This is a genomic window from Microbacterium sp. DT81.1 (assembly GCF_049844955.1).
Classification (GTDB): Bacteria; Actinomycetota; Actinomycetes; order Actinomycetales; family Microbacteriaceae; genus Microbacterium.
Genome location: NZ_JBNCMA010000005.1, coordinates 265,801 through 289,270 on the forward strand (window position 1 = coordinate 265,801; position 23,470 = coordinate 289,270).

Sequence of the window (23,470 nt, forward strand, 5' to 3'; positions counted from 1 at the left end):
AGGCCTAGCTAGCTTGACCGTCGACATCCTGGGTGGCGGGGGCGCCCCCGCAGCGCCCGTTCACCGGCCGGTCACGCCCGGCCCGTAGGCTGGGCGCATGGCGCGCCGCGACGAGATCGAGTGCTGGCTGACCGACATGGACGGCGTGCTGGTGCACGAGAACCGCCCCGTGCCGGGAGCCTCGGAACTGCTGGCGTACTGGCGCGACGCGGGTACACCGTTCCTGGTGCTGACGAACAACCCGATCTTCACGCCCCGCGATCTGAGCGCGCGACTGGCGCGGTCCGGCCTCGACGTGCCGGAGGAGCGCATCTGGACATCCGCGCTCGCGACCGCCGACTTCCTGCACTCGCAGCTGCCTGGTGGCACCGCGTACGTCATCGGTGAGGCGGGGCTCACGACCGCCCTGCACGAGGCCGGCTTCATCATGACCGAGTCGCAGCCCGACTACGTCGTGGTCGGCGAGACGCGCCAGTACTCCTTCGAGGCGATCACGAAGGCGATCCGGTTCATCAACGCCGGCGCGCGCTTCATCGTGACGAACCCCGATGCGACAGGCCCGACGCCGAGCGGTGTCGTGCCCGCCACCGGCGCGTTCGCGGCGCTCATCACCAAGGCCACCGGCAAGGAGCCGTACGTCGTCGGCAAGCCGAACCCGATGATGTTCCGCTCGGCGCTGAACCGCATCGGCGCGCACTCCGAGAACACCGGAATGATCGGCGACCGCATGGATACCGACATCGTCGCCGGCATCGAGGCGGGCCTGCACACGGTGCTCGTGCTGACCGGCATCAGCGATCGTGCCGAGATCGAGCGGTACCCCTTTCGTCCGAGCGAGGTGCTGGACTCCGTCGCCGATCTGCTTCCGGCAGACCCGATCGAGACCGAGCTGCCCGAAGTCATCTAGAGCAGCGTCATCTAGCCGGCTCTCCGAAGCGTCGGAGATCAGCGGTATCGTCGCGGCATGGGTGCGCTCGATGACGGCGAGAAGGTGGTGGCGCCGGATGCCGCGACCTGGCGGTCGTGGCTTCAGGAGAACCACACCCGGGCGAAGGGCGCCTGGCTCGTGCGCGGGCGCCCCGGGTTCACGGATCGCTACGTGCCGTACGAGGACGCGATCCGCCAGGCGCTCTGCTTCGGATGGATCGATGGCCCCGTGCGCACGTTCGACGAAGAGACCGGCGGGCTGTGGTTCTCGCCCCGGCGCCCCAGCAGCGGGTGGGCGGCGACGAACAAGGCACGGCTGATCGAGCTCGAGGCGGCCGGGCTCATGGCGGATGCCGGCATCCGGGCCGTCGAGCAGGCCAGGGCGAACGGATCGTGGACGATCCTCGACCGCGCCGAGGCGATGATCGAGCCGCCCGAACTCGCAGCCGCGCTCGACGCCGAGCCCGCGGCGCGGCAGAACTGGGACGCCTTCCCGCCCTCGGCGCGCAAGTTCGGCATAGCGGCCGTGGATGCGGCCAAGCGTCCCGAGACCCGCGACGCCCGCGTGGCGAAGATCGTGGCGGATGCCGCGAACGGAAAGAGGCCGCTGTGAACGAACAGGCCCTGCTCTATGCCGTGACGGTCATCGTGCTGCTCGGCACGCTCATCGTGTTCGGGGTGGCGTGGTGGAGGGGACGCGGTCGCGGGGACTGACCCCGACCGGCGCGGGCTCGGCCCTACTGCGGGTCGAGCTGCAGGTCCTCGAGGGTGATCGCCGCACGCCACTCGAGCCCCGCCGCCTCGACGGCGGCCTGGGCCCCGGTCGCCCGGTCGACGATGACGGCCACGGCGACGACCTCCGCCCCCTCCTTGCGCAGGGCTTCGACGGCATTCAGCGCTGACTGACCCGTGGTCGAGGTGTCTTCGACGACCACGACACGTTTTCCCGCGACATCCGCCCCTTCGACCTGCCTGCCACGGCCGTGGTCCTTGGGCTCCTTGCGGACGACGAAGGCATCGACCGGTGTCTCGGTGCGCGCCGATTCGTGCATGATCGCGTTCGCGATGGGGTCGGCCCCGAGGGTGAGTCCACCGACGGCGGCGACGCCGGGGATGTCATGGATCAGGTCCAGCATGATGCGCCCGATCGCCGGCGCCGCCCGATGATCGAGCGTGAGCTTGCGCATGTCGACGTAGTACGACGCCTTCCTGCCGCTCGAGAGGGTGAAGTCCCCGTGGAACACCGCCTCGTCCCTGACGAGGGCGATCAGGCCATGGCGGTCGGCCTCGAGTTCGGGTGTGGAGGCGGTCATCCCCCGATTCTAGGGCGGCGCCGCGCGGGGGCTGAGCGTCGGCCGTCCGCCCTAGGCTTGATCCATGCGCCTGGCCACCTGGAATGTCAACTCGATCCGCGCACGCGTCACCCGCACACTCGACTTCGCCGTGCGCGAGGGCATCGACGTGCTGGCGATGCAGGAGATCAAGTGCACGCCGGAGCAGTTCCCGACCGAGGAGTTCGAAGACGCCGGCTACCACGTCGTCGCGCACGGGCTGAATCAATGGAACGGCGTCGCCATCGCGAGCCGCGAGCCGATCGAAGACGTCGAGCATGCCTTTCCCGGAATGCCCGGATTTGCGAAGGGGCACTCGGGCATCGACGCACCGCAGGAGGCGCGGGCGATCGGCGGCACGATCGGCGGCATCCGGGTATGGAGCCTCTACGTGCCCAACGGCCGCTCGCTGGGCGACCCGCACTACTACTACAAGCTCGACTGGCTCACCGCCCTCGCGCAGTACACGCAGGAGACGCTGACCCGGACGCCCGACAAGGCTCTGGCTCTCGTCGGCGATTTCAACATCGCGCCGACGGATGCCGACAACGGCGATCCCGCCGTGCAGCCCGGCTTCTCCACCCACGTGAGCGAGCTCGAGCGTGCCGCCTTCCAGGCGCTCGAGGCCGCGGGGCTGCAGGATGTCGTCCGCCCGCTCGTTCCCTCGGGGTACACGTACTGGGACTACAAGCGGCTGCGCTTCCCCAAGAACGAGGGCATGCGCATCGACTTCATCCTCGGCTCGAAGGCGTTCGCCGACGCCGTCGCCGCCGCCGCGATCCATCGCAACGAGCGCAAGGGCGAAGTGCCGAGCGACCATGTTCCCGTCGTCGTGGACCTGGCCCTCGAGACCCCGGAGGACGACGACGACCGTCCCATGATCTTCGGCTGAGCCTGTCGAAGCCTGAGCCTGTCGAAGCCTGAGCCTGTCGAAGCCTGACGCCTGTCGAAGCCTGAGCCCGTCGAAGCCTGAGCCTGTCGAAGCCTCAGCCTGTCGAAGCCTGAGCCTGTCGAAGCCTGACGACCTGCCGTCAGTCGTCGGGGTTCGGTGCGGGAGTGCAGTCGTCCGGCAGGAAGTTGCCGCTCAGTGTGAAGTCCTCGCACGTGAGGAACTGCGATTGGTTGAGCCCGAGCACGAACGACGCGATGGCGATGCCCAGCACGACGAGCGCGATGAGCCATTTGGTTCGGCGAGTGGTCACGGTGGCGAAGTCCGGCCACACGATGCGCACCAGCACCCACAGGGTGAACGGGACGCCGATGAGCACCGCACCGATCGCCGCGAGGTCGGCGAGCGCAACCAGCATGTCCTCCGTCTCGCCGACGACGAACAGCAGCACGATGTATGCCGAGGGCACCAGCAGGACGAGAGCGCGGGCCAACCTCGCGCCGACCGGCTGGCGCTCCACGAGCACGAACACGAACGCCGCGGTCGAGGCCGCCCAGAGGGTGAGGATCTGGTCGAAGAAGAGCTCGCCGTACACGCCGAGGGTGAAGGCCGGCCACCACACGACGACAGACATGCCGACCATGACGACGCCGACGGGCACATCCCGACGCTGGCGTGCGAGCAGCTCCCTGTCGTCGCTCATGGCGCGAATCTAGCGCACCGCTCCGCCCGGCGACGCGAACGTCAGGCCGCGGCGCCCAGCGGGGGGATGTGGAAGGTGGCGACGAAGCGCTCGAGCAGCGACGCGTCACCCATCACGACGGCGAGCACGTCCTGGTCGATCGCCTCACCAGGCGACAGTGCACCCGAGATGACGTGCCGGATGCCGGGGCCGGCGGCGATCACGACGTCCGGCCGACCGGCCGGCGGGCGTCCGCCGACGGGCGGAGCCGGCGGCGAGAGCTGGATGATCGACAGCTCCGCCCCGGCCACCCGCACACGGAGCACGACCTCCCCGATGTGCACCTCGTAGTCGGCTGGCGGCAGGTCGGCCGCGGCATCCGCCCGGAAAGCCGTGCGGAACGCCATCGTCATCGAGTCCGCCGTGACGATGTCGCCCTCTCCAGGATCGCCCATCGACTGGAAGCCCCAGCGACCGAGGGCGAGCACGATGTCCTCCAGCCCGCGGCCGTACGGGGTGAGCTCGTAGACGAGCCCGCAGTTCATCAGCGGCACGCGGCGCACGACACCGGCATCCTGCAGCTCCTTCAAACGCGTGCTGAGGATGTTCGTCGGGATGCGCGGGAGCCCCTGCTTGAGGTCGGTGTAGCGCCGCGGCCCGACGAGCAGGTCGCGAACGATGAGCATCGCCCATCGTTCGCCGACCAGCTCGACGGCGTTGGTGACCCCGCAGTACTGCCCGTAGCTGCGCGCTGCCATGGCCTGGCTACGCCGAGGCGCCCTGTTCCGCCATGTAGGCCTCGGGACCCTGCTCGGCGGCCTTCGGGTCCATGTAGAGGAACTCGAGGATGTTGCCGTCCGGGTCCTCCAGGTCGCGGTTGTACATGAAGCCGTAGTCCTGCACCGGGCGCGGCTCCGATCCGCCGGCCGCGAGCCCCGCCTCGAGCGTCTTGTCCACGTCGTCGCGCGATTCGCGGCTGATCGCGATGAGCGCCTGTGCGCTGGTCTTGGTGTCGGCGACGGCTTTGTCGGTGAACGTAGCGAAGTACTCCTTGGTCAGCACCATGAAGTAGATGTTGTCGTCGATGACGATGCACGCCGCGTTCTCGTCGGTGAAGAGCGGGTTCAACCCGAAGCCGAGCGACGTGTAGAAGGACTTCGCGCGCTCGAGGTCGTTCGTCGGCAGGTTGACGAAGATGCTGCTCATGACTGCTCCTAGGGGTCGTGTGCGGTGATGGTGGATGCCGCAGGTGCGGCGATGAGCCGATACTTGCAAATAACAACCATGCTTGTCAATAACAAGTTCGAAAGCGTTCCTCCCCCGCGCGACGGATGCCGCGGGTCGGCCCTCCCCCGTACCGTGGAGGCATGGGAACCCCCGACATCCCGCCGCGCCCCAGGCCCACCGCGCGGGAGCTTCGAGGCGACATCGTGCTCGCTGTGGTCATCCTCGTCGGCGCCGTCTTCAGCGCCGCGCTCTCGTCGATCGCCGGGGTCTACGGAGACGAGCAGGCACCTCTCCCACTCGCGGTCGGCTATGCGTTCGCCCTTGCCGCCCCGCTGGCCGTCCGGCGCCGGTGGCCATCGGTCGTCGCGGTGCTGGTGTCGCTCGCGTACTTCGTCGCCGTGACGCTGCACATCCCCGAGATCTACGTCGGCAACATCGCGATGTTCATCGCCCTCTACACGGTGGGCGCCTGGTCGACGGACCGGCGTCGCGCCGCCATCGTGCGCATCGCGATCATCATCGGCATGTTCGCGTGGCTTCTCGTGGTGATGTACCGCGACGCGATCGAGCAGGCGGATGACGCGGAAGTCATGGCCGGCGCCTTCTCGCCCTTCCTCGCGTACATGCTGATCACGACCATGGTCAACGTGCTGTACTTCGGCGGCGCATACTACTTCGGCGAGCGGGCATGGGCCTCCGCCGCCCAGAGGGCGGCGCTCGAGCAGCGCACGCTGGACCTCGAGCGGGAACGGGAGCTGACGGGGGCGCAGGCCGTCGCACTCGACCGCGTGCGCATCGCGCGCGAGCTGCACGACGTCGTCGCCCATCACGTGTCGGTGATGGGCGTGCAGGCGGGTGCGGCGCGGGCCGTGATCGACCGCGATCCGGCGGCCGCGAAGACCCTGCTGGCCGGGGTCGAGGAGTCGGCGCGCGAGGCGATCCGAGATCTCCGCAACCTGCTCGAGACCCTGCGAGCCCCCGAGGGCCCGGATGCCGCGACCGCGCCGGACGGGAGCATCGACGACCCGTCGACGGTCGGTCTCGACGACCTCGATGCCCTCGCGACCGCGTCGACCTCGGCCGGGCTCCCGACGACCATGACCGTCGTCGGCGACCCGGTCCCCATCGCCGGGGTGGTGCAGGTCAACCTGTATCGCATCGCCCAGGAGGCCCTGACGAACGCACGCCGGCACGCCGGCACCGGCGCGACCGCGGAGGTGCGCCTGCGCTACGCCGACGACACCGTCGAGCTGGAGATCACGAACACCGGCCGTGCGGTGGGCGCCGTGAGCCCCGGTCTCGGTCACCTCGGCATGCGAGAGCGCGCCGCGGCATCGGGCGGGACGATCGACACCGGTCCCCGTGAACGCGGCGGATTCCGGGTGCGCGTGCGGGTGCCGATCGCGCGGCCGGCCGCGCAGTCCGGAACCCCTGCAGCATCCGGCACAAAAGGATCCGGCACAAAAGGATCCGGCACTGGGCCATCCGACGCCGACGCGCCCGCCGCCGGAGCGATCGCTCTATGATCCGCGTGCTGCTGGTGGATGATCACGCGGTCCTGCGCACCGGCTTCCGCACGATCCTCGAGGCGCAGGACGGCATCACGGTCGTCGGCGAGGCGGCGACCGGCGCGGAGGCGGTGACCGCGGCCTCCGCGCTTCGCCCCGACGTGATCTGCATGGACGTGCAGATGCCCGACATGGACGGCATCGCCGCGACCCGCCTGATCGTCGCGGACCCGGACGTGCCGTCATCCGTCGTCATCGTCACCACCTTCGACCGCGACGACTACCTCTTCGCCGCCCTCGACGCCGGCGCCAGCGGCTTCCTGCTGAAGAACGCCGGCCCCGAGGAGCTGGTCTCCGCCGTGCGGGTCGTCGCGGGCGGCGACGCCCTGCTGGCCCCCGAGGTCACGCGGCGGGTGATCGAGCGGTTCGCCGCCCAGCAGCGCCATGCGGGGGATGCGGCGGCGGAGGGAGTGGCCCAGACAGCGCCGCCCGCTCCCGGTGCCGCGCCCGCCATCCACGCCGAGCCCCTGACCGAGCGCGAAGCCGAGGTGCTGCGACTGCTGGCGCAGGCGATGAGCAACGCGGAGATCGCGCAGCGCCTCTACATCGGCGAGGCCACCGTCAAGACCCACGTCTCCAAGGTGCTGCAGAAGCTCGGAGCGCGCGACCGCGTACAGGCCGCGGTCATCGCGCACCGCAGCGGACTCACCTGAGTCCCCTTCCGCGCGGCTGACTGCGCGCACCGCGCGAAGATCCGTCGCCCGGTGGATGCCCGCGGCGCACCTCCTCCGTACCGTGGAGGCATGACCTCAGGACAGTTGGAACTCCGCGGCATCACGAAGAGCTACGGCGACCGGCGGGTGCTCGATGACGTCGCCTTCACCGTGTCGCCCGGTCGGCTCACCGGCTTCGTCGGCGGCAACGGCGCCGGCAAGACGACCACCATGCGCATCGTGCTCGGCGTGCTGAGCAAGGACAAGGGCGAGGTGCTGCTCGGCGGCACCCCCCTGACGACGGCGGACCGGCGCCGCTTCGGCTACATGCCCGAGGAGCGGGGACTGTACCCGCGCATGAAGGTGGTCGAGCACATCGTCTACCTCGCGCGCCTGCACGGCTTCGAACGGGCGGATGCCACGGTGCGCGCCACCGCGCTGCTGCAGGAGCTCGGGCTCGGCGAGCGGCTGAACGACAACGTCGAGACCCTTTCGCTGGGAAACCAGCAGCGTGCGCAGATCGCCGCCGCGCTCGTGCACGACCCGCAGGTGCTGATCCTCGACGAGCCGTTCTCGGGCCTCGATCCCCTCGCGGTCGACGTCGTCGCCGGCGTGCTGCAGGGGAGGGCCGAGCGGGGCTGCGCCATCCTGTTCTCCTCGCACCAGCTCGACGTCGTCGAGCGTCTGTGCGATGACCTCGTCATCATCGCCGGCGGCACGATCCGGGCTGCCGGATCCCGCGATGGCCTGCGCACCCAGTACTCCACGAGCAGGTACGAGCTGCTCTCAGCAGGGGACGCCGGGTGGCTGCGCTCCGAGCCCGGGGTCGAGGTGGTCGACTTCGACGGCGGCTACGCCCTCTTCGACGTGGACTCCGGCGAGACCGCGCAGCGTGTGCTGCGCCGCGCCGTCGACCACGGCGATGTGGCCAGCTTCGCCCCGCAGCATCCGTCCCTCGCACAGATCTTCAAGGAGGTCATCCAGTGAGCACCGCACGCCCCTTCTCGCCCGCGGGCACCGTTCCGCCCGCACCGCGCGAGCTGACCAGCGTCTGGCTCGTCGCCGAGCGCGAGATCGCCTCGAAGCTGCGCAGCAAGGCCTTCGTGATCTCGACCCTGATCCTCTTCGTCGCGGCCCTCGCCACGATCGTGATCGGCGGCTTCGCCGCCCAGAACCAGGAGGACACGAGGGTCGCCGTGACCGCGGAGACCACGCAGGTCGTCGAGGGGATCGACGGCGTCGAGACCACCGAGGTCGCCGACCGCGCGGAGGCGGAGCAGCTCGTGGAGGCCGGCGACGTGGATGCCGCGCTGGTGCCGGATGCCGCGGCATCCGGCCCGTTCGACTACGTGGTGCTCGCCGACGACGACGCACCCACGACGCTGGTGATGTCGCTCGCCCAGGTGCCCCAGGTGGTGCTTCTGAATCCCGACGACAGCAACCCCGCGATCCGGTACTTCGTCGCCATCGGGTTCGGCATCGTCTTCCTGCTCGCCGCCTCCATCTTCGGAGGGACGATCGCCCAGAGCGTCGTCGAGGAGAAGCAGACGCGGGTCGTCGAGCTGCTGATCTCGGCCATCCCCTCGCGTTCCCTGCTGGCCGGCAAGGTGATCGGGAACACGATCCTCGCGATGGGTCAGATCCTGGGACTCGCCGCCATCGCGATCGTCGGACTGATGGTCACGGGGCAGAGCGAGGTGCTCGCGGGGCTGGGGGCACCGATCCTGTGGTTCGCGGTGTTCTTCCTCTTCGGGTTCATCCTGCTGGCGTCGCTGTTCGCCGCGGCCGGCGCGATGGTCTCCCGGCAGGAGGACATCGGGTCGACGACCACGCCGCTCACCATGCTGATCATGGCGCCGTACTTCCTCGTGATCTTCTTCAACGACAACCCGACGGTGCTGGCGATCATGTCGTACGTGCCGTTCTCGGCACCGGTCGGCATGCCCATGCGGCTCTTCCTCGGCGAGGCGCAGTGGTGGGAGCCGATCCTTTCGCTCGCCATCCTCATCGCCACGTGCATCGGGGCGATCGTGGTGGGCGCGAAGATCTACGAGAACTCGCTGCTGCGGATGGGCGCCCGGGTGAAGCTGCGCGAGGCCCTCGCCGGCTGAGCGCCCTTCACCGGGATGCCGGCGGGTTGCGGTCTGTGTGCAGCGCCGTGAAGAGCGAGTAGGTCTCGCCGTCGGCATCCGGTCCGCGCTCCTTGAACTCGTTGACGAGCTCGTGGAGGCGATCCTGCAACTCGGCCTTGTGCTGCGCGTTGAGCTTCAGGCCGAGCCAGGTGGCGTCGAGGTCTCTGGGAGGCAGCCCCTCGATCTGCTGCAGGAAGGTCTCGACGAGCACCGGTGAGCCCTCCGGCATCGAGGTGTTCCACGACAGTCCGGTCGCCCGATACGGGACCTCGCGCGCGCCCTGGGCACCCGAGCGCTCGGGTTGCGCCGCGAGGAAGCCGGTCTGCACGAGCGTGCGCACGTGGTGCAGCATCGTGCCGGGATTCACGCCGAGCAGCTCCGCGAGCTCCTTGTTCGTTCGTGACTCGAACGCGCAGAGGCGCAGCACGCGCAGCCGCAGCGGCGAGCTCAGCGCCCTGGCCATCGCCTGGGCGGTCGCATCGGTGTCGTCCGGACTCAGGACGAGCCGTTCCTCCGTCATGCCCCCACCCTAGCGAACCGATTGACTTTCCTCAATCGGTGCGGAACACTGATTGGCATGTCCCAATCACACCACCGCGACAGCGCCGTCGAGGCCGAGATCCGGGCGGAGGCCCGCGCCGAGGCATCCACCCCCGCGTCGCGCGGCGCCGCCGACGAGGCGACCGAAGCCGACCAGCGCACCGACGACATCGTGGCTGGCACCGTCGCAGGCGGCACTGAGGCGGAGCTCCCCGCGGAGGAAGGCACGGCCGCGGGCGGAACGACCGAACGTTCGCTGTGGCACGACCGCAACTTCCTCACGATGTGGAGCGGCCAGGCGCTCAGCCAGTTCGGAGCGCAGATCACCGAACTCGCGATCCCGGTGCTCGCCGTGCTCGTGCTGCAGGCGACGGAGTTCCAGGTCGGACTCCTGGGAGCGGCGGGCGTGGCGGCGTTCCTGCTGATCGGCCTGCCGGCCGGCGCGTGGATCGACCGGATGCGCAAACGCCACGTCATGATCTGGGCGGATGCCGTGCGGGCGGTGGCGCTGCTCGCGGTTCCGCTGCTGTGGTGGGCGGGCGTGCTCGAGATGTGGCACCTCTACGTCGTCGTGCTCGTGATGGGCATCGCCACCACCTTCTTCGACGTGTCGTACCAGAGCATCATCCCCTCGCTCGTGCGTCCGAAGCAGATCGCCGAGGCGAACGGCAAGCTGCAGGCGACCTACGAGCTGGCGAACATCTCCGGGCCGGCTATCGGCGGCTGGCTGATCGGCATCCTGACCGCCCCCATCGCGATCCTCCCAACGGTCTTCACCTACGTGGCGTCGCTCGTCGCCCTGGTCTTCACGCTCGACTCCGAGGTGGTCACACCCAAGCACGAGCGCAATCCGATCATGCAGGAGATCGGCGAGGGCCTGCGGTGGGTGTTCGGCAATCCGCTGCTGCGGCGGATCGTCGGATGCACGGGCCTGTCCAACTTCGCGAGCACCCTGTCGTACACGCTCCTCCCGATCTTCCTGCTGCGCGAACTGGGCTTCACCCCCGCAGCGATGGGACTCATCTTCGCCCTCGGGTCGGTCGGCGGGTTCGTGGGCGCGATCGCCACGCCGCACATCGTCCAGCGCATCGGCGAAGCACGCGCCATCCCCGTCAGCGCCGTGGCCTTCAGCATGGTCGCCCTCTTCCTCCCCCTCGCGGCGACCGTGCCGGAGTTCGCGCTGCCACTGCTCATCGCGCAGGGCTTCGTCATGAGTTTCACCGTGCTGCTGTACAACATCACGCAGGTCACCTTCCGACAGCGCATCACGCCACCGCGGCTGCTCGGCCGCATGAACGCCTCGATCCGCTTCGTGGTGTGGGGCGTGATGCCGATCGCGGCGCTGCTCGCGGGGCTGCTCGGCACGTGGATCGGCGTCGTCCCCACCATGTGGTTCGGGGCGGGCCTCGCCCTCCTGTCGGCGCTCTTCGTCGTGATCGGACCGTTCTGGAGGATGCGGGAGCTGCCGGGCGCGACCGCCTGACCGCGACGCGCCGGGGTCGTCGGAACAGGTCGCGTGCGCCGGCGCGGCCGGGCGCAACGGACGGCCGGCGCACGTCCTCCGCGGTTAGGCTGAACCATGGCCGCGAGAATCCTGTCTGTGGGCACGGCAGTGCCGGAGACCCGACTCAGCCAGTCCCAGGTCCGTGACTTCTTCGCGGTGCAGCCGGGCATCGACCGCCTCGCAGCGCGGCTGATCCGCGCCGCCTTCGACTCATCGGCGATCGACAGCCGGCACACCGTCATCGCCGAGCTGGGAGAGGCGTCCGCGCACGAGGACGGCGTCTTCGTCGAGGCCGCCTCCCGCGAACTGCATGCTCCGTCGACCGGCACCCGCAACGCGCTCTACCGCCGGGAGGCACCGGCCCTCTTCGCGGGTGCGGCGATCGACGCGCTGGTGCGCGCGGGAGTGGCGGCATCCGAGATCACCCACATCGTGACCGCATCCTGCACGGGGTTCTTCGCACCGGGTCCCGACTTCCGGCTGGTGCGGGATCTCGGCATCCGCGCCACGGCGGAGCGGTATCACCTGGGTTTCCTGGGGTGCGCCGCGGCCTTCCCGGCGCTGCGCGCCGCCACCCGCATCGTCGACGCGCAGCCGGAGGCCGTGGTGCTCGTGGTGTGCGCCGAGCTGTGCTCGCTGCACATCCGCTCGTCGACGGACCCCGAGCAGATCGTAGCGTCCGCCGTCTTCGCCGACGGCGCAGGAGCGGCGATCGTCACGTCGACCCCCCCTCGCGTCGACGGTCCGGTCTTCGACATCGGGGAGTTCTTCACCGCCATCACCAGCGAGGGCGAGAGCGACATGGAGTGGACGATCGGCGACCAGGGGTTCGAGATGAAGCTCACCGCCGAGGTCCCGCGCATCGTCGGCCGCGAGATCCGCGGGGTGGTCCGCACCGTGCTCGGCGGCGACACCGAGCCGTCGACGGTGGCCGCGTGGGCGGTGCACCCCGGTGGCCGCAGCGTGCTCGACCGCGTGCAGGGTGGGCTGGGCCTCGCCGACGATGCGATGGATGTCTCGCGCTCGGTGCTGCGCGAATACGGCAACATGTCGAGCGCGACGGTGCTCTTCATCCTGCAGCGGATCCTCGCCGACGAAGCCCTGCCGGACGGCGCGTCCGTCGCCGGGCTGTGCTTCGGCCCGGGGCTCACCGTGGAGGCTGCGCGCTTCACGCGCCGCGTGGCGGCGGCGGGGTGACGCTCGCCCTCCGTGCCCAGGGGCTCGCCGAGCTCATGGACGATCCGGACTGCGATCCGGCGCGTCTGGCCCGCACCCTGCGCCGCTTCGGCGTGATCAACCGACTGGTCGCCGGCTGGGGAACGGTCTACGAGCGGCACGTCCGTCCCGCCCTGCTGGATGCGGGTGGCAACGGGCGCCTGCTCGACATCGGATGCGGCGCGGGTGACGTGCTGCGGCGGCTGGTGACCAGGGCTCGGGCGGACGGCTTCACCGTGGACGCCGTCGGAATCGATCCGGACGAACGAGGTCTGGCGGTCGCCCACGCCCGCACGCCGGTCGCCGGCATCCGGTACCGGCCCGCGCTGAGCGCGGAGCTCGTCGCCGAGGGGGAGCGCTTCGACGTGGTGGTGTCGAACCATGTGCTGCATCACCTCACCGCCGAGCAGCTCACCGGCCTTGCCCAGGACTCGATGGCGCTCGCCTCCCGCGTCGCGCTGCACTCCGACATCGCACGCGGGCGCACGGCCTACACGGCGTATGCCGTGGGGATCACCCCGTTCGCTCCCGGGTCGTTCCTGCGCACGGACGGTCTGCGCAGCATCCGGCGCAGCTACACGGCGGGTGAGCTGCGCGATGCGCTGCCCGAGGGGTGGCAGGTCGTCGCACCCGTGCCTTTCCGGGTACTGGCGCGCTGGGACGCGGTCTCCGGATGAGCACCGCCGATCACGATGTGATCGTCGTCGGGGCAGGTCCCACCGGGCTGCTGATCGCCGCCGAGCTCACGCGGCGAGGTCTCGATGTCGCGATCTTCGAACGGCGGGAGAACGTCGGTGGCGGTTCACGGGCCATCGGTGTGCACGCTCCGGTGCTCGCGGCCCTGGAACCGTCGGGCGCCACCGACCGGATTCTGGCGGACGCCGTGCGGATCCCCCTGGGTCTCGCCCGCACTCGCGAGCGGGTGCTCGGCGAGGTGCACTTCGACCGGCTGCCGCTGCGCTTCCCCTTCGTCGCGACCGTGCCGCAGGCCGCGACGGAGGCCGCCGTGGCCGCCGGGGGTCCGGAGCCTCGTCGAGGGGTGTCGGTGGAGGCGCTGGTGGAGGAGGGGTCCCGGGTGCGGGTGGTCGGCCCGGCCGATGCACCCACCGCATCGGTCGTCGTCGTCGCGGCGGGTTCGGGAGGGCGCTCCCTGGCCGCACCGTCGCGGAGGATGGCGGTGCACACCTACCGCGATCGGTACCTGATGGCCGACGTGCCGGATGCCGGTGCGGGCGCACCCGCCGACGTCGCGATCGTGCACCTCGATGCGGCCGGGGTGCTCGAGTCCTTCCCGCTGCCGCAGGGGGGCCGGCGCCTCGTGGCATGGGACCGGTTCACGGCTCGCGGGGAGCAGATGCGGGGCGGGTGGCTCAGCGATGACCCCCGCGATGTGGGTCGACTGCGGGAGGCCGTCGCCCGCCGCTCCGGCGATGAGGCGATCGCCGCGGGCATCGACCGCGTGTCGGCGTTCGGGGTGCGGCGCGCGGTGGCCAGGCGGATGCGCGCCGGCCGTGTCTTCGTGATCGGCGACGCCGCGCACGAGGTGAGCCCCATCGGCGGGCAGGGCATGAATCTGGGGCTGCTGGATGCCGCGACACTGGCGCCGCTGCTGGCCGGCTGGCTACTCCGCGGTGCGGAGCCCGCCGAGCGGCTGGCGGTGTGGGAAAGGCGCCGCATCACGTCGGCGCGCACCGCCGCGCGCCTCGCGGGTCTCAACACGTCGCTCGGGCGATCGCGGCCCGACCTCACGCACCGGGCCGCGATGCGGCTGCTGCGCTTGGCGCTCGCCGGTCCCTTCGCCGCCGTGCCCGCTCGGGCCTATGCCATGGGCCTCGACCGCGACGCGTGATTCCCGGCGCCTACCTCCGCAGGCCTCCGGTCGTCCCGCCGAGGGACCGCAAGGTCAGCGCGGTCGAGCCGGTGCGAGACCTCCGGCAATGCGCAGCAGCGGGCGCGCCAAGAGCGCCACGCCCGGATTCCCCAGTGCGCGGATGACGCGCACGGGCCCGAGCGATTCCCGCAGCGCGGGGACGGCCCAGGCGCGGAGGCTGTGGTGGTAGCGGCGGAGCGCCTCGTCGAGAGTCAGTTCGCCCCTGGTGTGGGCGAGCACATTGTCGGCCAGTTCGCCCGCGTCGCGGATCGCCGTCGCGGCCGCCTGCCCCCCGGTCGGCGGCATCGCATGGATGGCGTCGCCGAGCGCGGTGATGTTGCGGGGTCGCCAGGGGGTGAAGTCGCGCGCGGGGTCCGCCGCACGGAACGAGAACGCCGCGACCCGACCGCGGTCCGCCGCTTCAATGCGCTCCGCCATCCACGGATGCCAGTGCCGCGTGAGGCGCAGGGCGGTGGCGACCAGGTCGTCGGGCGTCCTCCCCGGGGCAGGACCCACGCGCGACGAGGGGGCGATCAGCCCCCAGACGAGAGATGGCGAACCCACGGCCTCCGCAATCTCGGGGCTGAGGGGGCCCGAGCCGCTCGAGGTCAGGGAGAGGAACATGCCGGTACCGTCCGCCGAGAAGGCCAGGGCCGGACCGCGTCGAAGGAATCGGGGCACGACGGCGCCGGGCGTTCGGGGGGTGGAGCCGGCGATCCCGGTCAGGTGGAGGTCTGAGTCGGGTGCCCGGATCGTGACCGCGCGCACGGTGGGCGACTTCGCTCCCTCCGCGCCGACGACGAGATCGGCCGCGAGTTCCTCACCGGAATCCAGGTGCACCACCGCGGAACCGTCGGACTGCTCCACGCGCGTGACGCGCGTCGACCGGAGGATGCGATCCTCCAGGCCGCGGGTGAGGAGCAGGCGCAAGGCGCGGCGCTGGGCGAGGAGCCGGTCCTCATCCGGTTCCTCTGGGGCGATGAGCAGCGGGCGCAGGCGGTCGGTCGCCACGGTGAACTGAGCGAAGCGGTCGGCGCCGTCGCTCACCGCGCGCACCTCAGCCATCAGGTCGCCGCCGAGCGAACGCGCGAGGACCGCCGTCGCCGCACCGTTGATCGCGAGCCGATACCCGCCGGTGGACACCGCCTCGTCATCACGCTCGACGACGGTCACGTCGCAGGAGGTGCGCAGCGCCTGCGCCAGGGTGAGGCCGCCGATTCCGGCACCGCACACGACCACGCGCATGGCCACCATTCTCTCGTACGGCTCTCCTCGGCGGATCGCGCCGTAGGGTTGCCACTATGCCGGAAGGTCACGACACCGAGCCGCGGGGCGACGCCCGCATCGTCGCCTATTCGGGCATCTTCAACGCGGACGGCGGTCTCGTGGGCGAGGCCCGCTACGTCCTCGGCCACCTGCTCGGCACGGCGGAGTGTGCCCTCTGCGACATCACGCACTCCGCCATCCGGAGAAAGCCCGAGTGGGACCGGATGGTGGCTCGGGTGGGTGTGCCGGTGGTCCTGCTGCATCGCAACGAGCTCGACGAACGGCTGAAGGCCGTCATCCGGAATGTGCGCCTGCCCGTGGTGCTCGCTCACCGCGCGGATGGCTCCACGACCGTGGCGCTGACCGCCGAACAGCTCGCCGGACTGGGCGGCTCGGTCGGCAGATTCGAGGACGCGCTGCGAGGTCAGTTTCCGGGCATCCCGCGGAATCGTGCCAGAATCGGCTGACGTGAGCCTGCTCCTGAACGTGGTGAACGTCTTCGTCGATGACCGCGGCGGCCACGGCAACCCGCTCGGCATCGTGTGGGCGTCGCCGTCCACAGCCGAGAACGAGCAGCAGATCGCCGCCGATCTCGGGTTCAGCGAGACGATCTTCCTCGACGCCCTCGACGGCGACGTCGCGGCGGCGCGCATCTTCACGCCGGCGCGCGAACTGCCGTTCGCGGGACATCCGACGGTGGGCCTGGCGGCGTGGCTGCGCAGCGGCGGCGACCAGATCAGAGCCATCGAGGTGCCGGCGGGAACGGTGCGTGTGCGCACGGAAGGCGGCCTGACCTTCGTCTCCGCGTCACCCGAGTGGGCGCCCGAGTTCCTCCTCGATCGGCTCTCCTCGCCCGCCGAGGTCGACGCGGTCGACCCGTACGCCTACGGGGAAGGCCTGCACTACGTGTGGGCGTGGGCCGACGAGCGCGCGGGACGCGTGCGCGCCCGCATGTTCGCGCCCGACCTGGGGATCCGCGAAGACGAGGCGACGGGCGCTGCCGCGGTGCGCCTCACGGCGGAGCTGGGACGCGATCTGAAGATCGTGCAGGGTGAGGGCTCCGTCCTCCGCACACGCGCGCGAAGCGCGGATGCGCAGGTGGAAGTCGGCGGGCGCGTGTCCGAGGCGCGGATCGTCGAACTGCGCTGAGCGCGGGAGCGGCTCGCCGCGGGAGGGCCGGCCCTGCCTGCGCCGCTGATCACCATAACGGTAGGAGCACGACCTGCCCGGGCTGTCCGATCGGTCTTCGGTCCGCGCGTTCATCGTGGGCGCACCCCTACCTGCCTCGCCGCAAGCACAACGGCGGACATCATCGACGACACGCCGCGAATCGATGCCGCGGCACCGCGCGTCGCGGACAATGCCCGCCGTTGTGCACGCGACATCGGGATACCCGAGCCCGGGTCTGGGCGATCGGCCGGGCGCCCCGACGCGCATCACGGAGGCACCCCACCTCAACCGCGCGGCACATGGGTGCCCGGACGATGCGAGACGTCAGCCGGTGAGATCGCCCGCGACGACCATCTGCAGAGCCAGCAGCAGGGCGGCGGTCATCACCAGCCGGAAGACCAGGCGCCGCGGCGGTCGCGCGAGCGCGGCGACCAGGCCCCACACCGACACGACGACGACTCCGGCGAAGAAGAGCCACGAGAGCGGAGAGGGCGGATTTCCGGCGGCCGATCCGATGAGCACGGCGGTGGCCCCGGCGACCAGCGCGCCAGCGGCAACGGCCGCCGACACGCGCCGGCCGAGCCGGTGCGGCAGGCCGCGCACTCCCGTACGCTCATCGTCTTCGAGGTCGGGCAGCACGTTCGAGAAGTGCACCGCGACGCCCAGCGCTGCGCCGGCCACCCACGCCCATGGCGCCGCCACCAGAGGATCGGGCAGGGCGAGCGGGGCGAGCGACGGGAACACTCCGAATCCGACCACGAAGCACAGCGCAGAGAACACGGTGGATTTCAGCCACGCGTTGTAGGCCCACCCGGATCCGAGGAACACCGCGTGCGCGAGCGCGAGCTGCCAGCTGAGCAGCGCCGACAGCACGAGCGCTCCGGCGAGCGTCGATACAGCCGCCGTCCATGCCGTGCGAGTCGTCACATCCCCCCGGGCCAGCGGCTTGTCGGTGCGACCGGTCAGCTGGTCCCGCGGGGCGTCGATCACGTCGTTCGAGATGCCGATCGAGAGCTGTCCGAGCAGCACCGAGATGACGAGCACGGCGAGGCGGCCGGCATCCAGCCCCACCGACACGCCCAGCGCCAGCGCCAGCACGGTGACGACGACGGTGGGTCCGGGGTGGGACGAGCGCCAGAGGGCCGCGGCGATGCGCATACCCGCGATCGTATGCGGACGGGCGGGGTCCGAAGACCCCGCCCGTCCGTGCTGACCGAAGAACACCCGGAAGGATTACTCCTCGAGGATCGCCTCGATCACCTCGTCGTCGTCGATGTCGTCCACCTCCGGCGCCGGCTTGCCCTCGCTCGTGAGGGCGAGCGATGAGCCGTCGGCCGAGACATCCACGCGCACCACGTCGCCGTCGTGCACCCGTCCGGCGAGGATGCCCATCGCGAGGCGATCCTGAATCTCGGATTGGATGAGCCGTCGAAGCGGCCGCGCCCCGAAGATCGGGTCGTACCCTCGCTCGGCCAGCCAGCCGCGGGCGTCGGGGGTGACGGCGAGCGTCAGGCGTCGATCGTGCAGGCGGCGCTGCAGGGCGTCGACGGCGAGTTCGACGATCTGGGCCAGGTCGTCCTGCGTGAGGGCCTCGAAGATCACGATGTCATCGAGCCTGTTCACGAACTCCGGCTTGAACGCCTGCCGCACGAGGGCCTGAACCGCCTCGCGCTTCTGCTCGGACGAGATCGTCGGATCGATCAGGATCGGCGAGCCGAGGTTGGAAGTGAGCACCATGATGACGTTGCGGAAGTCGACCGTCCGGCCCTGGCCGTCGGTCAGGCGCCCGTCATCCATCACCTGCAGCAGCACGTCGAAGACCTCGGGGTGGGCCTTCTCGACCTCGTCGAGCAGCACGACGCTGTAGGGCCGCCGGCGCACCGCCTCGGTCAGCTGACCGCCCTGCTCGTAGCCGATGTACCCGGGAGGGGCACCGACCAGGCGCGAGACGGTGTGCTTCTCGCCGTACTCCGACATGTCGATGCGCACCATCGCGTGCTCGTCGTCGAAGAGGAAGTCCGCGAGGGCCTTCGCCAGCTCGGTCTTTCCCACACCGGTCGGACCGAGGAAGAGGAAGGATCCGGTCGGGCGACCGGGGTCGCTGATGCCGGCCCGCGACCGCCGAACAGCGTCGGACACCGCCTTGACGGCATCCTTCTGCCCGATGATGCGCTTGCCGAGCTCCGACTCGAGATGCAGCAGCTTCTCGGTCTCGCCCTGCAGCAGGCGGCCGACCGGGATGCCGGTCCACGCGGCGATCACGTTGGCGATGTCCTCGTCGGTGACCTGGTCGTTGACCATGCGCTCACCACCGCCCTCCGCGCCCTCGGCCGCCATGAGCTCGCGCTCGAGGCCCGGGATCTCGGCGTAGAGCAGCCGGGACGCCCTCTCGAGGTCGCCCTCGCGCTGCGCGCGCTCCGCACCGACGCGCGCGGCATCGAGGCGGGTCTTCAAGTCGCCCACACGGTTGAGCGATGCGCGCTCCCGCTCCCAGCGCGCCTGCAGATCCTTCAGAGTGGCTTCCTCCGTCGCGAGCTGCGCGCGCAGCGCGGCCAGGCGCTCCTTGGATGCCTCGTCCTTCTCCTTCTTGAGGGCGAGCTCCTCGAGCCGCAGGCGGTCCACATGGCGGCGCAGTTCGTCGATCTCGAGCGGCGCGGAGTCGATCTCCATCCGCAGGCGGGACGCGGCTTCGTCGATGAGGTCGATGGCCTTGTCGGGCAGCTGACGGCCCGATATGTAGCGATTGCTCAGCGATGCGGCGGCGACGAGCGCGGCGTCGGCGATCGCCACCTTGTGGTGCGCCTCGTAGCGCTCCTTGAGCCCTCGCAGGATCGCGACCGTGTCCTCGACCGTCGGCTCGCCCACGTAGACCTGCTGGAAGCGGCGCTCGAGGGCGGCATCCTTCTCGATGAATTCGCGGTACTCGTTGAGCGTGGTCGCGCCGATCATGCGCAGCTCGCCGCGCGCGAGCATCGGCTTCAGCATGTTGGATGCCGCGACGGAGCCCTCCCCGCCGCCCGCGCCCATCAGCGTGTGCAGCTCGTCGATGAACGTGATCACGCGGCCCTGCGAGTCGGTGATCTCCTTGAGCACGGCCTTGAGGCGCTCCTCGAACTGGCCGCGGTACATGGCACCGGCGACGAGGGCCGACATGTCGAGGCTGATCAGCTCCTTGTTCTTCAGGCTCTCGGACACATCGCCGGCGACGATGCGCTGCGCAAGGCCCTCCACGACCGCGGTCTTTCCGACGCCCGGCTCGCCGATCAGCACGGGGTTGTTCTTGGTGCGTCGGGTGAGCACCTGGCTCACCCGACGGATCTCGGCGTCTCGTCCGATCACGGGGTCGAGCTTGCCCTGCTTCGCGCGCTCGGTGAGGTTGATCCCGTACTGCTCGAGGGCGCTCTTGGCTTCCTCCGCCCCGGGATTCTGGGTTGCCTGCATTCTGTCTCCTGAAGTCTGTCGTCGGGCTGATTCCAAAAGTTGAGCCCGTTGGACTCAATTTTATCAGAGCAGGATGCTGCAGGCAACGCACACCGGGATGCCGAGCGAACGGCTTCTCGCCCAGACCACGGCTTCTCGCCGTCGCAAAGCCGTGCGCCCGGCGAGAAGCCGTGCGCCCGGCGTCGCCGGCGGTCGCCTGGGGTCGCGGAAGGACTGGTCAGGCCGACCGGCCGTCTCGGACGTCGGCGCGGGCGTCGGTGTAGGCGCGGCGAACGCTCTCGCCGATCCACTCCGTGCTGCGGTAGAGGTTCCCCTCTCCGAGTACGTCGGCGAACCCGTCGGCTTCGACCTGATCGAGCACCCGCTGCTCGCTGATCACGAGCTTGAGAGATGACCCGGCGGCACGCAGCTCATGAGCGTAACGTCGCAGCACGGCCAGGAGCGACAGCCCGATCTGATCGGTCCCCCGCAGCCGAATGATGACCACCGAGCCGGACGACTCGCGGCTCACGGCGGGGAGCTGCTTCTCGAAGATCGGGGCGCTGGCGAAGAAGAGGCTGCCGTACGGCTGCAGGATCACCACGGACTCGGCGGGGATCTTGGCGGGCGGATCGGACTCGCGCATCCGCCCGTCATCCGCGATGTGCACCTGCCGCACCCGCACGTGGTTGGACTGCTGGGCGACGAACAGGATGATGCCGAGCCCGACGCCGACGAGCACCGCGAACTGCAGCGGGATGACGAGCGTGAGACCGAAGGTGACCGACATGATCGCCGTCGGCAGCGGCCCTGTCTTCACGACGGAGTAGATGCGGCTCGGCTTGATCGCGCCGGCCCCGACGACGATCAGCAGGCCGGCGAGCGCGGGCATCGCGACGAACGAGACCAGGTCCGACGCGAGCAGGATGACGAGCGCCATGACCGCGCCCGCGATGATGAACGACAGCCGGGTCTTGGCACCGGCGGCCACGATGAGCGATGACCCCGACATCGAGCCGCCGACGGGCATGCCCTGGAAGAGTCCGGCGGCGAGGTTGCCCGCGCCCTGCCCGATGAAGTCGCGGGAGGTGTCAGCCGGCTTGCCGTCGGCGGTGGGCAGCCCGGCCGACACGGCCGAGCCCTGGATGACACCGACGAAGGCCAGGGAGATCGCGGGTATGAGCAGGAAGGCCACGTCCTCGATGTTCGGGAGCACGGGCGCGGGCAATCCGCGTGGCACGTCCACCACATCGCGGAGCAGCACGATCGGCGGCTCCACCCACTGATTGAGCAGGACGGCGAGGCCGGATCCGAGCACCACCGCCACGACGAGGCCCAGCGAGCCGACGGGGGTGCGCCGGAAGAGCAGGATGAGCGCGATCACGAGCAGACCGACCGCGACGGAGGCCCAGCTCCATCGCGGCATGTGAGCGAACTGATCAAATGTCTTGACGAGCCGGTTCGGGCCGTGCGATGCGTAGCCGGTGAGATTCGAGAGCTGCCCGAGGATGATGTTCACGCCCACGGCAGTCACGAACCCGGTCATCACGGCCGTCGGCACGAACCGGATGAGCCGGCCGCCGTGGAGCAGGCCGGCGACGATCATCACGATGCCGGTCAGAAGAGCGAGCGTGTACAGCGCCCGGTCGGGGTCCGCGCGGGTGTGCAGGTCGGAGTCCGAGACGATGAGGGCCATCGCCCCCGTCGCCTGCACCGCCATGAAGGTGCTGCTCGTGAAGAACGTCGCACCGACCATGCCGAACAGATACGCGTACAGGCCGGCCAGCGGGTTGATCCCGGCGAGAAGTCCCGCGGCGAGCCCGTCGGGAACCGCTTCGACACCCAGCACGAGCCCCGCCACGGCATCCTTGCCGATCGTCTTGCGGGAGAAGAGCCTTCGGAGGGCCGCGCGCACGGTCACACGCTACCGAAGGCGCCCATGCGCCGCTGGTGCCTCGCTCGAACGTCGCGTACCGGATGCAGGCTCGCCGGGGCTGAAGTGCTGCTCAACCGCCCGAACCGGCTGAATCCGCCCGGACGAGCCTGCATCCGGCCCGGCATCTGCGGATGCCGTCAGGCGGCCGACCCCGCGAGCTCGGGCTCCGGCATCGAGGCGCCGGCCCCGAGGGTGCAGCAGAACGTCGAGCGATAGGCCGTCGGCGTCGTACCCAGGGTGCGGGTGAAGTTCTGGCGCAGCACGGCGGCGGAGCCGAAGCCGCACTCGTACGCGATGCGGTCGAGGCCGAGGTCGGTCTGCTCAAGCAGCCGCTGCGCGTGGATGATCCGCTGGCGGTTCAGCCACGCGGCCGGCGTCGTGCCGTGATCCGCCTTGAACCGTCGCGCGAAGGTGCGAGGCGACATGTGCGCACGGGCGGCGAGGTCATCGACCGAGAGGTCGTGACGGAGGTTCTCGAGCATCCAGTCGGTCACGGGCGCGAGCGACATGCTCGCGACCTCGGGAAGCGGATGGGAGATGAACTGCGCCTGCCCGCCGTCGCGCTGCGGCGGCACGACCATGCGCCGGGCGATGGTGTTGGTCATCTCGGCGCCGAGTTCCTGGCGCAGCAGGTGCAGACAGGCGTCGAGCCCGGCTGCCGTGCCGGCGCTGGTGATGATGCGCCCGTCCTGCACGTAGAGCACATCGGGGTCCACGTCGATCCGCGGATACATGGATGCCATCTTGTCGGCGTACATCCAGTGCGTCGTCGCCTTGCGACCGTCGAGCACCCCCGCGGCAGCGAGAACAAAGGAACCGCTGCATACGCTCAGCAGCCAGGCGCCGCGCGCGGCGGCGTGGCGGACGACATCCAGCACCCGCTCGTCGATGTGCGACCAGTATTCCTTCGGCGTCGGGGACACGACCACCAAATCGGCCTCATAGGCGAACGACAGGTCCTCCGTGACATTGATGGAGAAGCCGAGCTTCGAAGGGATGGCCCCGGGATCCGGGGTGACGATGCGGAAGTCGAAATTCGGAATGCCGTCGTCCGAGCGGTCGAGACCGAACGCCTCGCACGCGACGCCGAATTCGAACGGCGCGAAGCCCTCCTGCACGATGACGGCGACGGTCTTCATT

General features: G+C 70.2%; 23 protein-coding genes. 13 read left to right on the forward strand and 10 right to left on the reverse strand.

What is annotated here, in order from left to right; genetic code table 11:
• The first annotated feature begins 97 nt into the window (after positions 1–97).
• Positions 98–907, forward strand: coding sequence for an HAD-IIA family hydrolase (locus ACLQ2Q_RS15110; protein WP_425821295.1), 810 nt, complete (start codon positions 98–100; stop codon positions 905–907).
• A 57-nt stretch (positions 908–964) separates the two neighbouring features.
• Positions 965–1,540: a YdeI/OmpD-associated family protein gene (locus ACLQ2Q_RS15115; protein ID WP_425821296.1), complete on the forward strand. Its 576-nt coding sequence runs from the start codon at positions 965–967 to the stop codon at positions 1,538–1,540.
• A gap of 124 nt (positions 1,541–1,664) precedes the next feature.
• Here ACLQ2Q_RS15115 and pyrE read toward each other — a convergent pair whose 3' ends face one another.
• Positions 1,665–2,240 (reverse strand): orotate phosphoribosyltransferase, encoded by a 576-nt coding sequence (gene pyrE / locus ACLQ2Q_RS15120; protein ID WP_425821297.1) that lies wholly within the window; start codon positions 2,238–2,240, stop codon positions 1,665–1,667.
• A 64-nt stretch (positions 2,241–2,304) separates the two neighbouring features.
• Between pyrE and ACLQ2Q_RS15125 the strand changes: the two genes are divergently transcribed.
• Entirely contained in the window at positions 2,305–3,150 is an 846-nt protein-coding gene (locus tag ACLQ2Q_RS15125) for an exodeoxyribonuclease III (RefSeq protein ID WP_425821298.1), read from the forward strand.
• A gap of 139 nt (positions 3,151–3,289) precedes the next feature.
• Here the strand turns inward: ACLQ2Q_RS15125 and ACLQ2Q_RS15130 are convergent, their stop codons facing one another.
• From ACLQ2Q_RS15130 to ACLQ2Q_RS15140, 3 genes are read right to left on the reverse strand one after another with little or no spacing between them, the layout of a single operon-like run.
• Positions 3,290–3,850 (reverse strand): hypothetical protein, encoded by a 561-nt coding sequence (locus ACLQ2Q_RS15130; protein WP_425821299.1) that lies wholly within the window; start codon positions 3,848–3,850, stop codon positions 3,290–3,292.
• 41 nt (positions 3,851–3,891) lie between these two features.
• The gene (locus ACLQ2Q_RS15135; RefSeq protein WP_425821301.1) at positions 3,892–4,587 is read right to left on the reverse strand and encodes a winged helix-turn-helix transcriptional regulator; all 696 of its coding nucleotides are present in this window, start codon (positions 4,585–4,587) and stop codon (positions 3,892–3,894) included.
• Positions 4,588–4,594: 7 nt separating this feature from the next.
• On the reverse strand, positions 4,595–5,035 hold the full coding sequence (locus tag ACLQ2Q_RS15140; protein WP_425821303.1) for a VOC family protein: 441 nt from the start codon (positions 5,033–5,035) through the stop codon (positions 4,595–4,597).
• 161 nt (positions 5,036–5,196) lie between these two features.
• Between ACLQ2Q_RS15140 and ACLQ2Q_RS15145 the strand changes: the two genes are divergently transcribed.
• The 4 genes from ACLQ2Q_RS15145 (at position 5,197) to ACLQ2Q_RS15160 (ending at position 9,388) form a co-directional block, all read left to right on the forward strand.
• Complete coding sequence (locus tag ACLQ2Q_RS15145; protein WP_425821305.1) at positions 5,197–6,582, forward strand: sensor histidine kinase; 1,386 nt, start codon at positions 5,197–5,199, stop codon at positions 6,580–6,582.
• On the forward strand, positions 6,579–7,277 hold the full coding sequence (locus ACLQ2Q_RS15150; RefSeq protein ID WP_425821307.1) for a response regulator: 699 nt from the start codon (positions 6,579–6,581) through the stop codon (positions 7,275–7,277). The genes ACLQ2Q_RS15145 and ACLQ2Q_RS15150 overlap by 4 nt, the downstream gene beginning before the upstream one ends.
• A gap of 90 nt (positions 7,278–7,367) precedes the next feature.
• Positions 7,368–8,264, forward strand: coding sequence for an ABC transporter ATP-binding protein (locus ACLQ2Q_RS15155; RefSeq protein WP_425821309.1), 897 nt, complete (start codon positions 7,368–7,370; stop codon positions 8,262–8,264).
• Complete coding sequence (locus tag ACLQ2Q_RS15160; RefSeq protein ID WP_425821311.1) at positions 8,261–9,388, forward strand: ABC transporter permease; 1,128 nt, start codon at positions 8,261–8,263, stop codon at positions 9,386–9,388. The genes ACLQ2Q_RS15155 and ACLQ2Q_RS15160 overlap by 4 nt, the downstream gene beginning before the upstream one ends.
• Positions 9,389–9,395: 7 nt before the next feature.
• Here ACLQ2Q_RS15160 and ACLQ2Q_RS15165 read toward each other — a convergent pair whose 3' ends face one another.
• Positions 9,396–9,929, reverse strand: coding sequence for an ArsR/SmtB family transcription factor (locus tag ACLQ2Q_RS15165; protein WP_425821313.1), 534 nt, complete (start codon positions 9,927–9,929; stop codon positions 9,396–9,398).
• 57 nt (positions 9,930–9,986) lie between these two features.
• On the opposite strand from ACLQ2Q_RS15165, the gene ACLQ2Q_RS15170 reads away from it, so the two are divergent.
• From ACLQ2Q_RS15170 to ACLQ2Q_RS15185, 4 genes are all read left to right on the forward strand, one after another.
• Positions 9,987–11,432, forward strand: coding sequence for an MFS transporter (locus ACLQ2Q_RS15170; protein WP_425821315.1), 1,446 nt, complete (start codon positions 9,987–9,989; stop codon positions 11,430–11,432).
• A gap of 96 nt (positions 11,433–11,528) precedes the next feature.
• The gene (locus ACLQ2Q_RS15175; protein ID WP_425821317.1) at positions 11,529–12,650 is read left to right on the forward strand and encodes a type III polyketide synthase; all 1,122 of its coding nucleotides are present in this window, start codon (positions 11,529–11,531) and stop codon (positions 12,648–12,650) included.
• Complete coding sequence (locus ACLQ2Q_RS15180) at positions 12,647–13,345, forward strand: methyltransferase domain-containing protein (RefSeq protein ID WP_425821319.1); 699 nt, start codon at positions 12,647–12,649, stop codon at positions 13,343–13,345. Before ACLQ2Q_RS15175 ends, ACLQ2Q_RS15180 begins: the two co-directional genes overlap by 4 nt.
• Positions 13,342–14,517, forward strand: a complete 1,176-nt coding sequence (locus tag ACLQ2Q_RS15185) for an FAD-dependent oxidoreductase (RefSeq protein WP_425821321.1) — start codon at positions 13,342–13,344, stop codon at positions 14,515–14,517. Before ACLQ2Q_RS15180 ends, ACLQ2Q_RS15185 begins: the two co-directional genes overlap by 4 nt.
• 54 nt (positions 14,518–14,571) lie before the next feature.
• On the opposite strand, the gene ACLQ2Q_RS15190 is transcribed toward ACLQ2Q_RS15185, so the two are convergent.
• Positions 14,572–15,783, reverse strand: coding sequence for an FAD-dependent oxidoreductase (locus ACLQ2Q_RS15190; RefSeq protein WP_425821323.1), 1,212 nt, complete (start codon positions 15,781–15,783; stop codon positions 14,572–14,574).
• A gap of 56 nt (positions 15,784–15,839) precedes the next feature.
• Here ACLQ2Q_RS15190 and ACLQ2Q_RS15195 point away from each other — a divergent pair, with 56 nt between their 5' ends.
• A complete protein-coding gene (locus ACLQ2Q_RS15195) occupies positions 15,840–16,271 on the forward strand; it encodes a hypothetical protein (protein WP_425821325.1) in 432 nt (143 codons plus the stop codon).
• Position 16,272: 1 nt separating this feature from the next.
• Positions 16,273–16,953: a PhzF family phenazine biosynthesis protein gene (locus ACLQ2Q_RS15200; protein ID WP_425821327.1), complete on the forward strand. Its 681-nt coding sequence runs from the start codon at positions 16,273–16,275 to the stop codon at positions 16,951–16,953.
• 345 nt (positions 16,954–17,298) lie between these two features.
• Here ACLQ2Q_RS15200 and ACLQ2Q_RS15205 read toward each other — a convergent pair whose 3' ends face one another.
• From ACLQ2Q_RS15205 to ACLQ2Q_RS15220, 4 genes are all read right to left on the reverse strand, one after another.
• Complete coding sequence (locus ACLQ2Q_RS15205; RefSeq protein ID WP_425821329.1) at positions 17,299–18,132, reverse strand: UbiA family prenyltransferase; 834 nt, start codon at positions 18,130–18,132, stop codon at positions 17,299–17,301.
• Positions 18,133–18,207: 75 nt separating this feature from the next.
• Positions 18,208–20,415, reverse strand: a complete 2,208-nt coding sequence (locus tag ACLQ2Q_RS15210) for an ATP-dependent Clp protease ATP-binding subunit (protein ID WP_425821331.1) — start codon at positions 20,413–20,415, stop codon at positions 18,208–18,210.
• A gap of 217 nt (positions 20,416–20,632) precedes the next feature.
• Positions 20,633–22,309 (reverse strand): SulP family inorganic anion transporter, encoded by a 1,677-nt coding sequence (locus tag ACLQ2Q_RS15215; RefSeq protein ID WP_425821333.1) that lies wholly within the window; start codon positions 22,307–22,309, stop codon positions 20,633–20,635.
• 158 nt (positions 22,310–22,467) lie between these two features.
• Positions 22,468–23,469 (reverse strand): GlxA family transcriptional regulator, encoded by a 1,002-nt coding sequence (locus ACLQ2Q_RS15220; RefSeq protein ID WP_425821335.1) that lies wholly within the window; start codon positions 23,467–23,469, stop codon positions 22,468–22,470.
• Position 23,470: the final 1 nt, after the last annotated feature.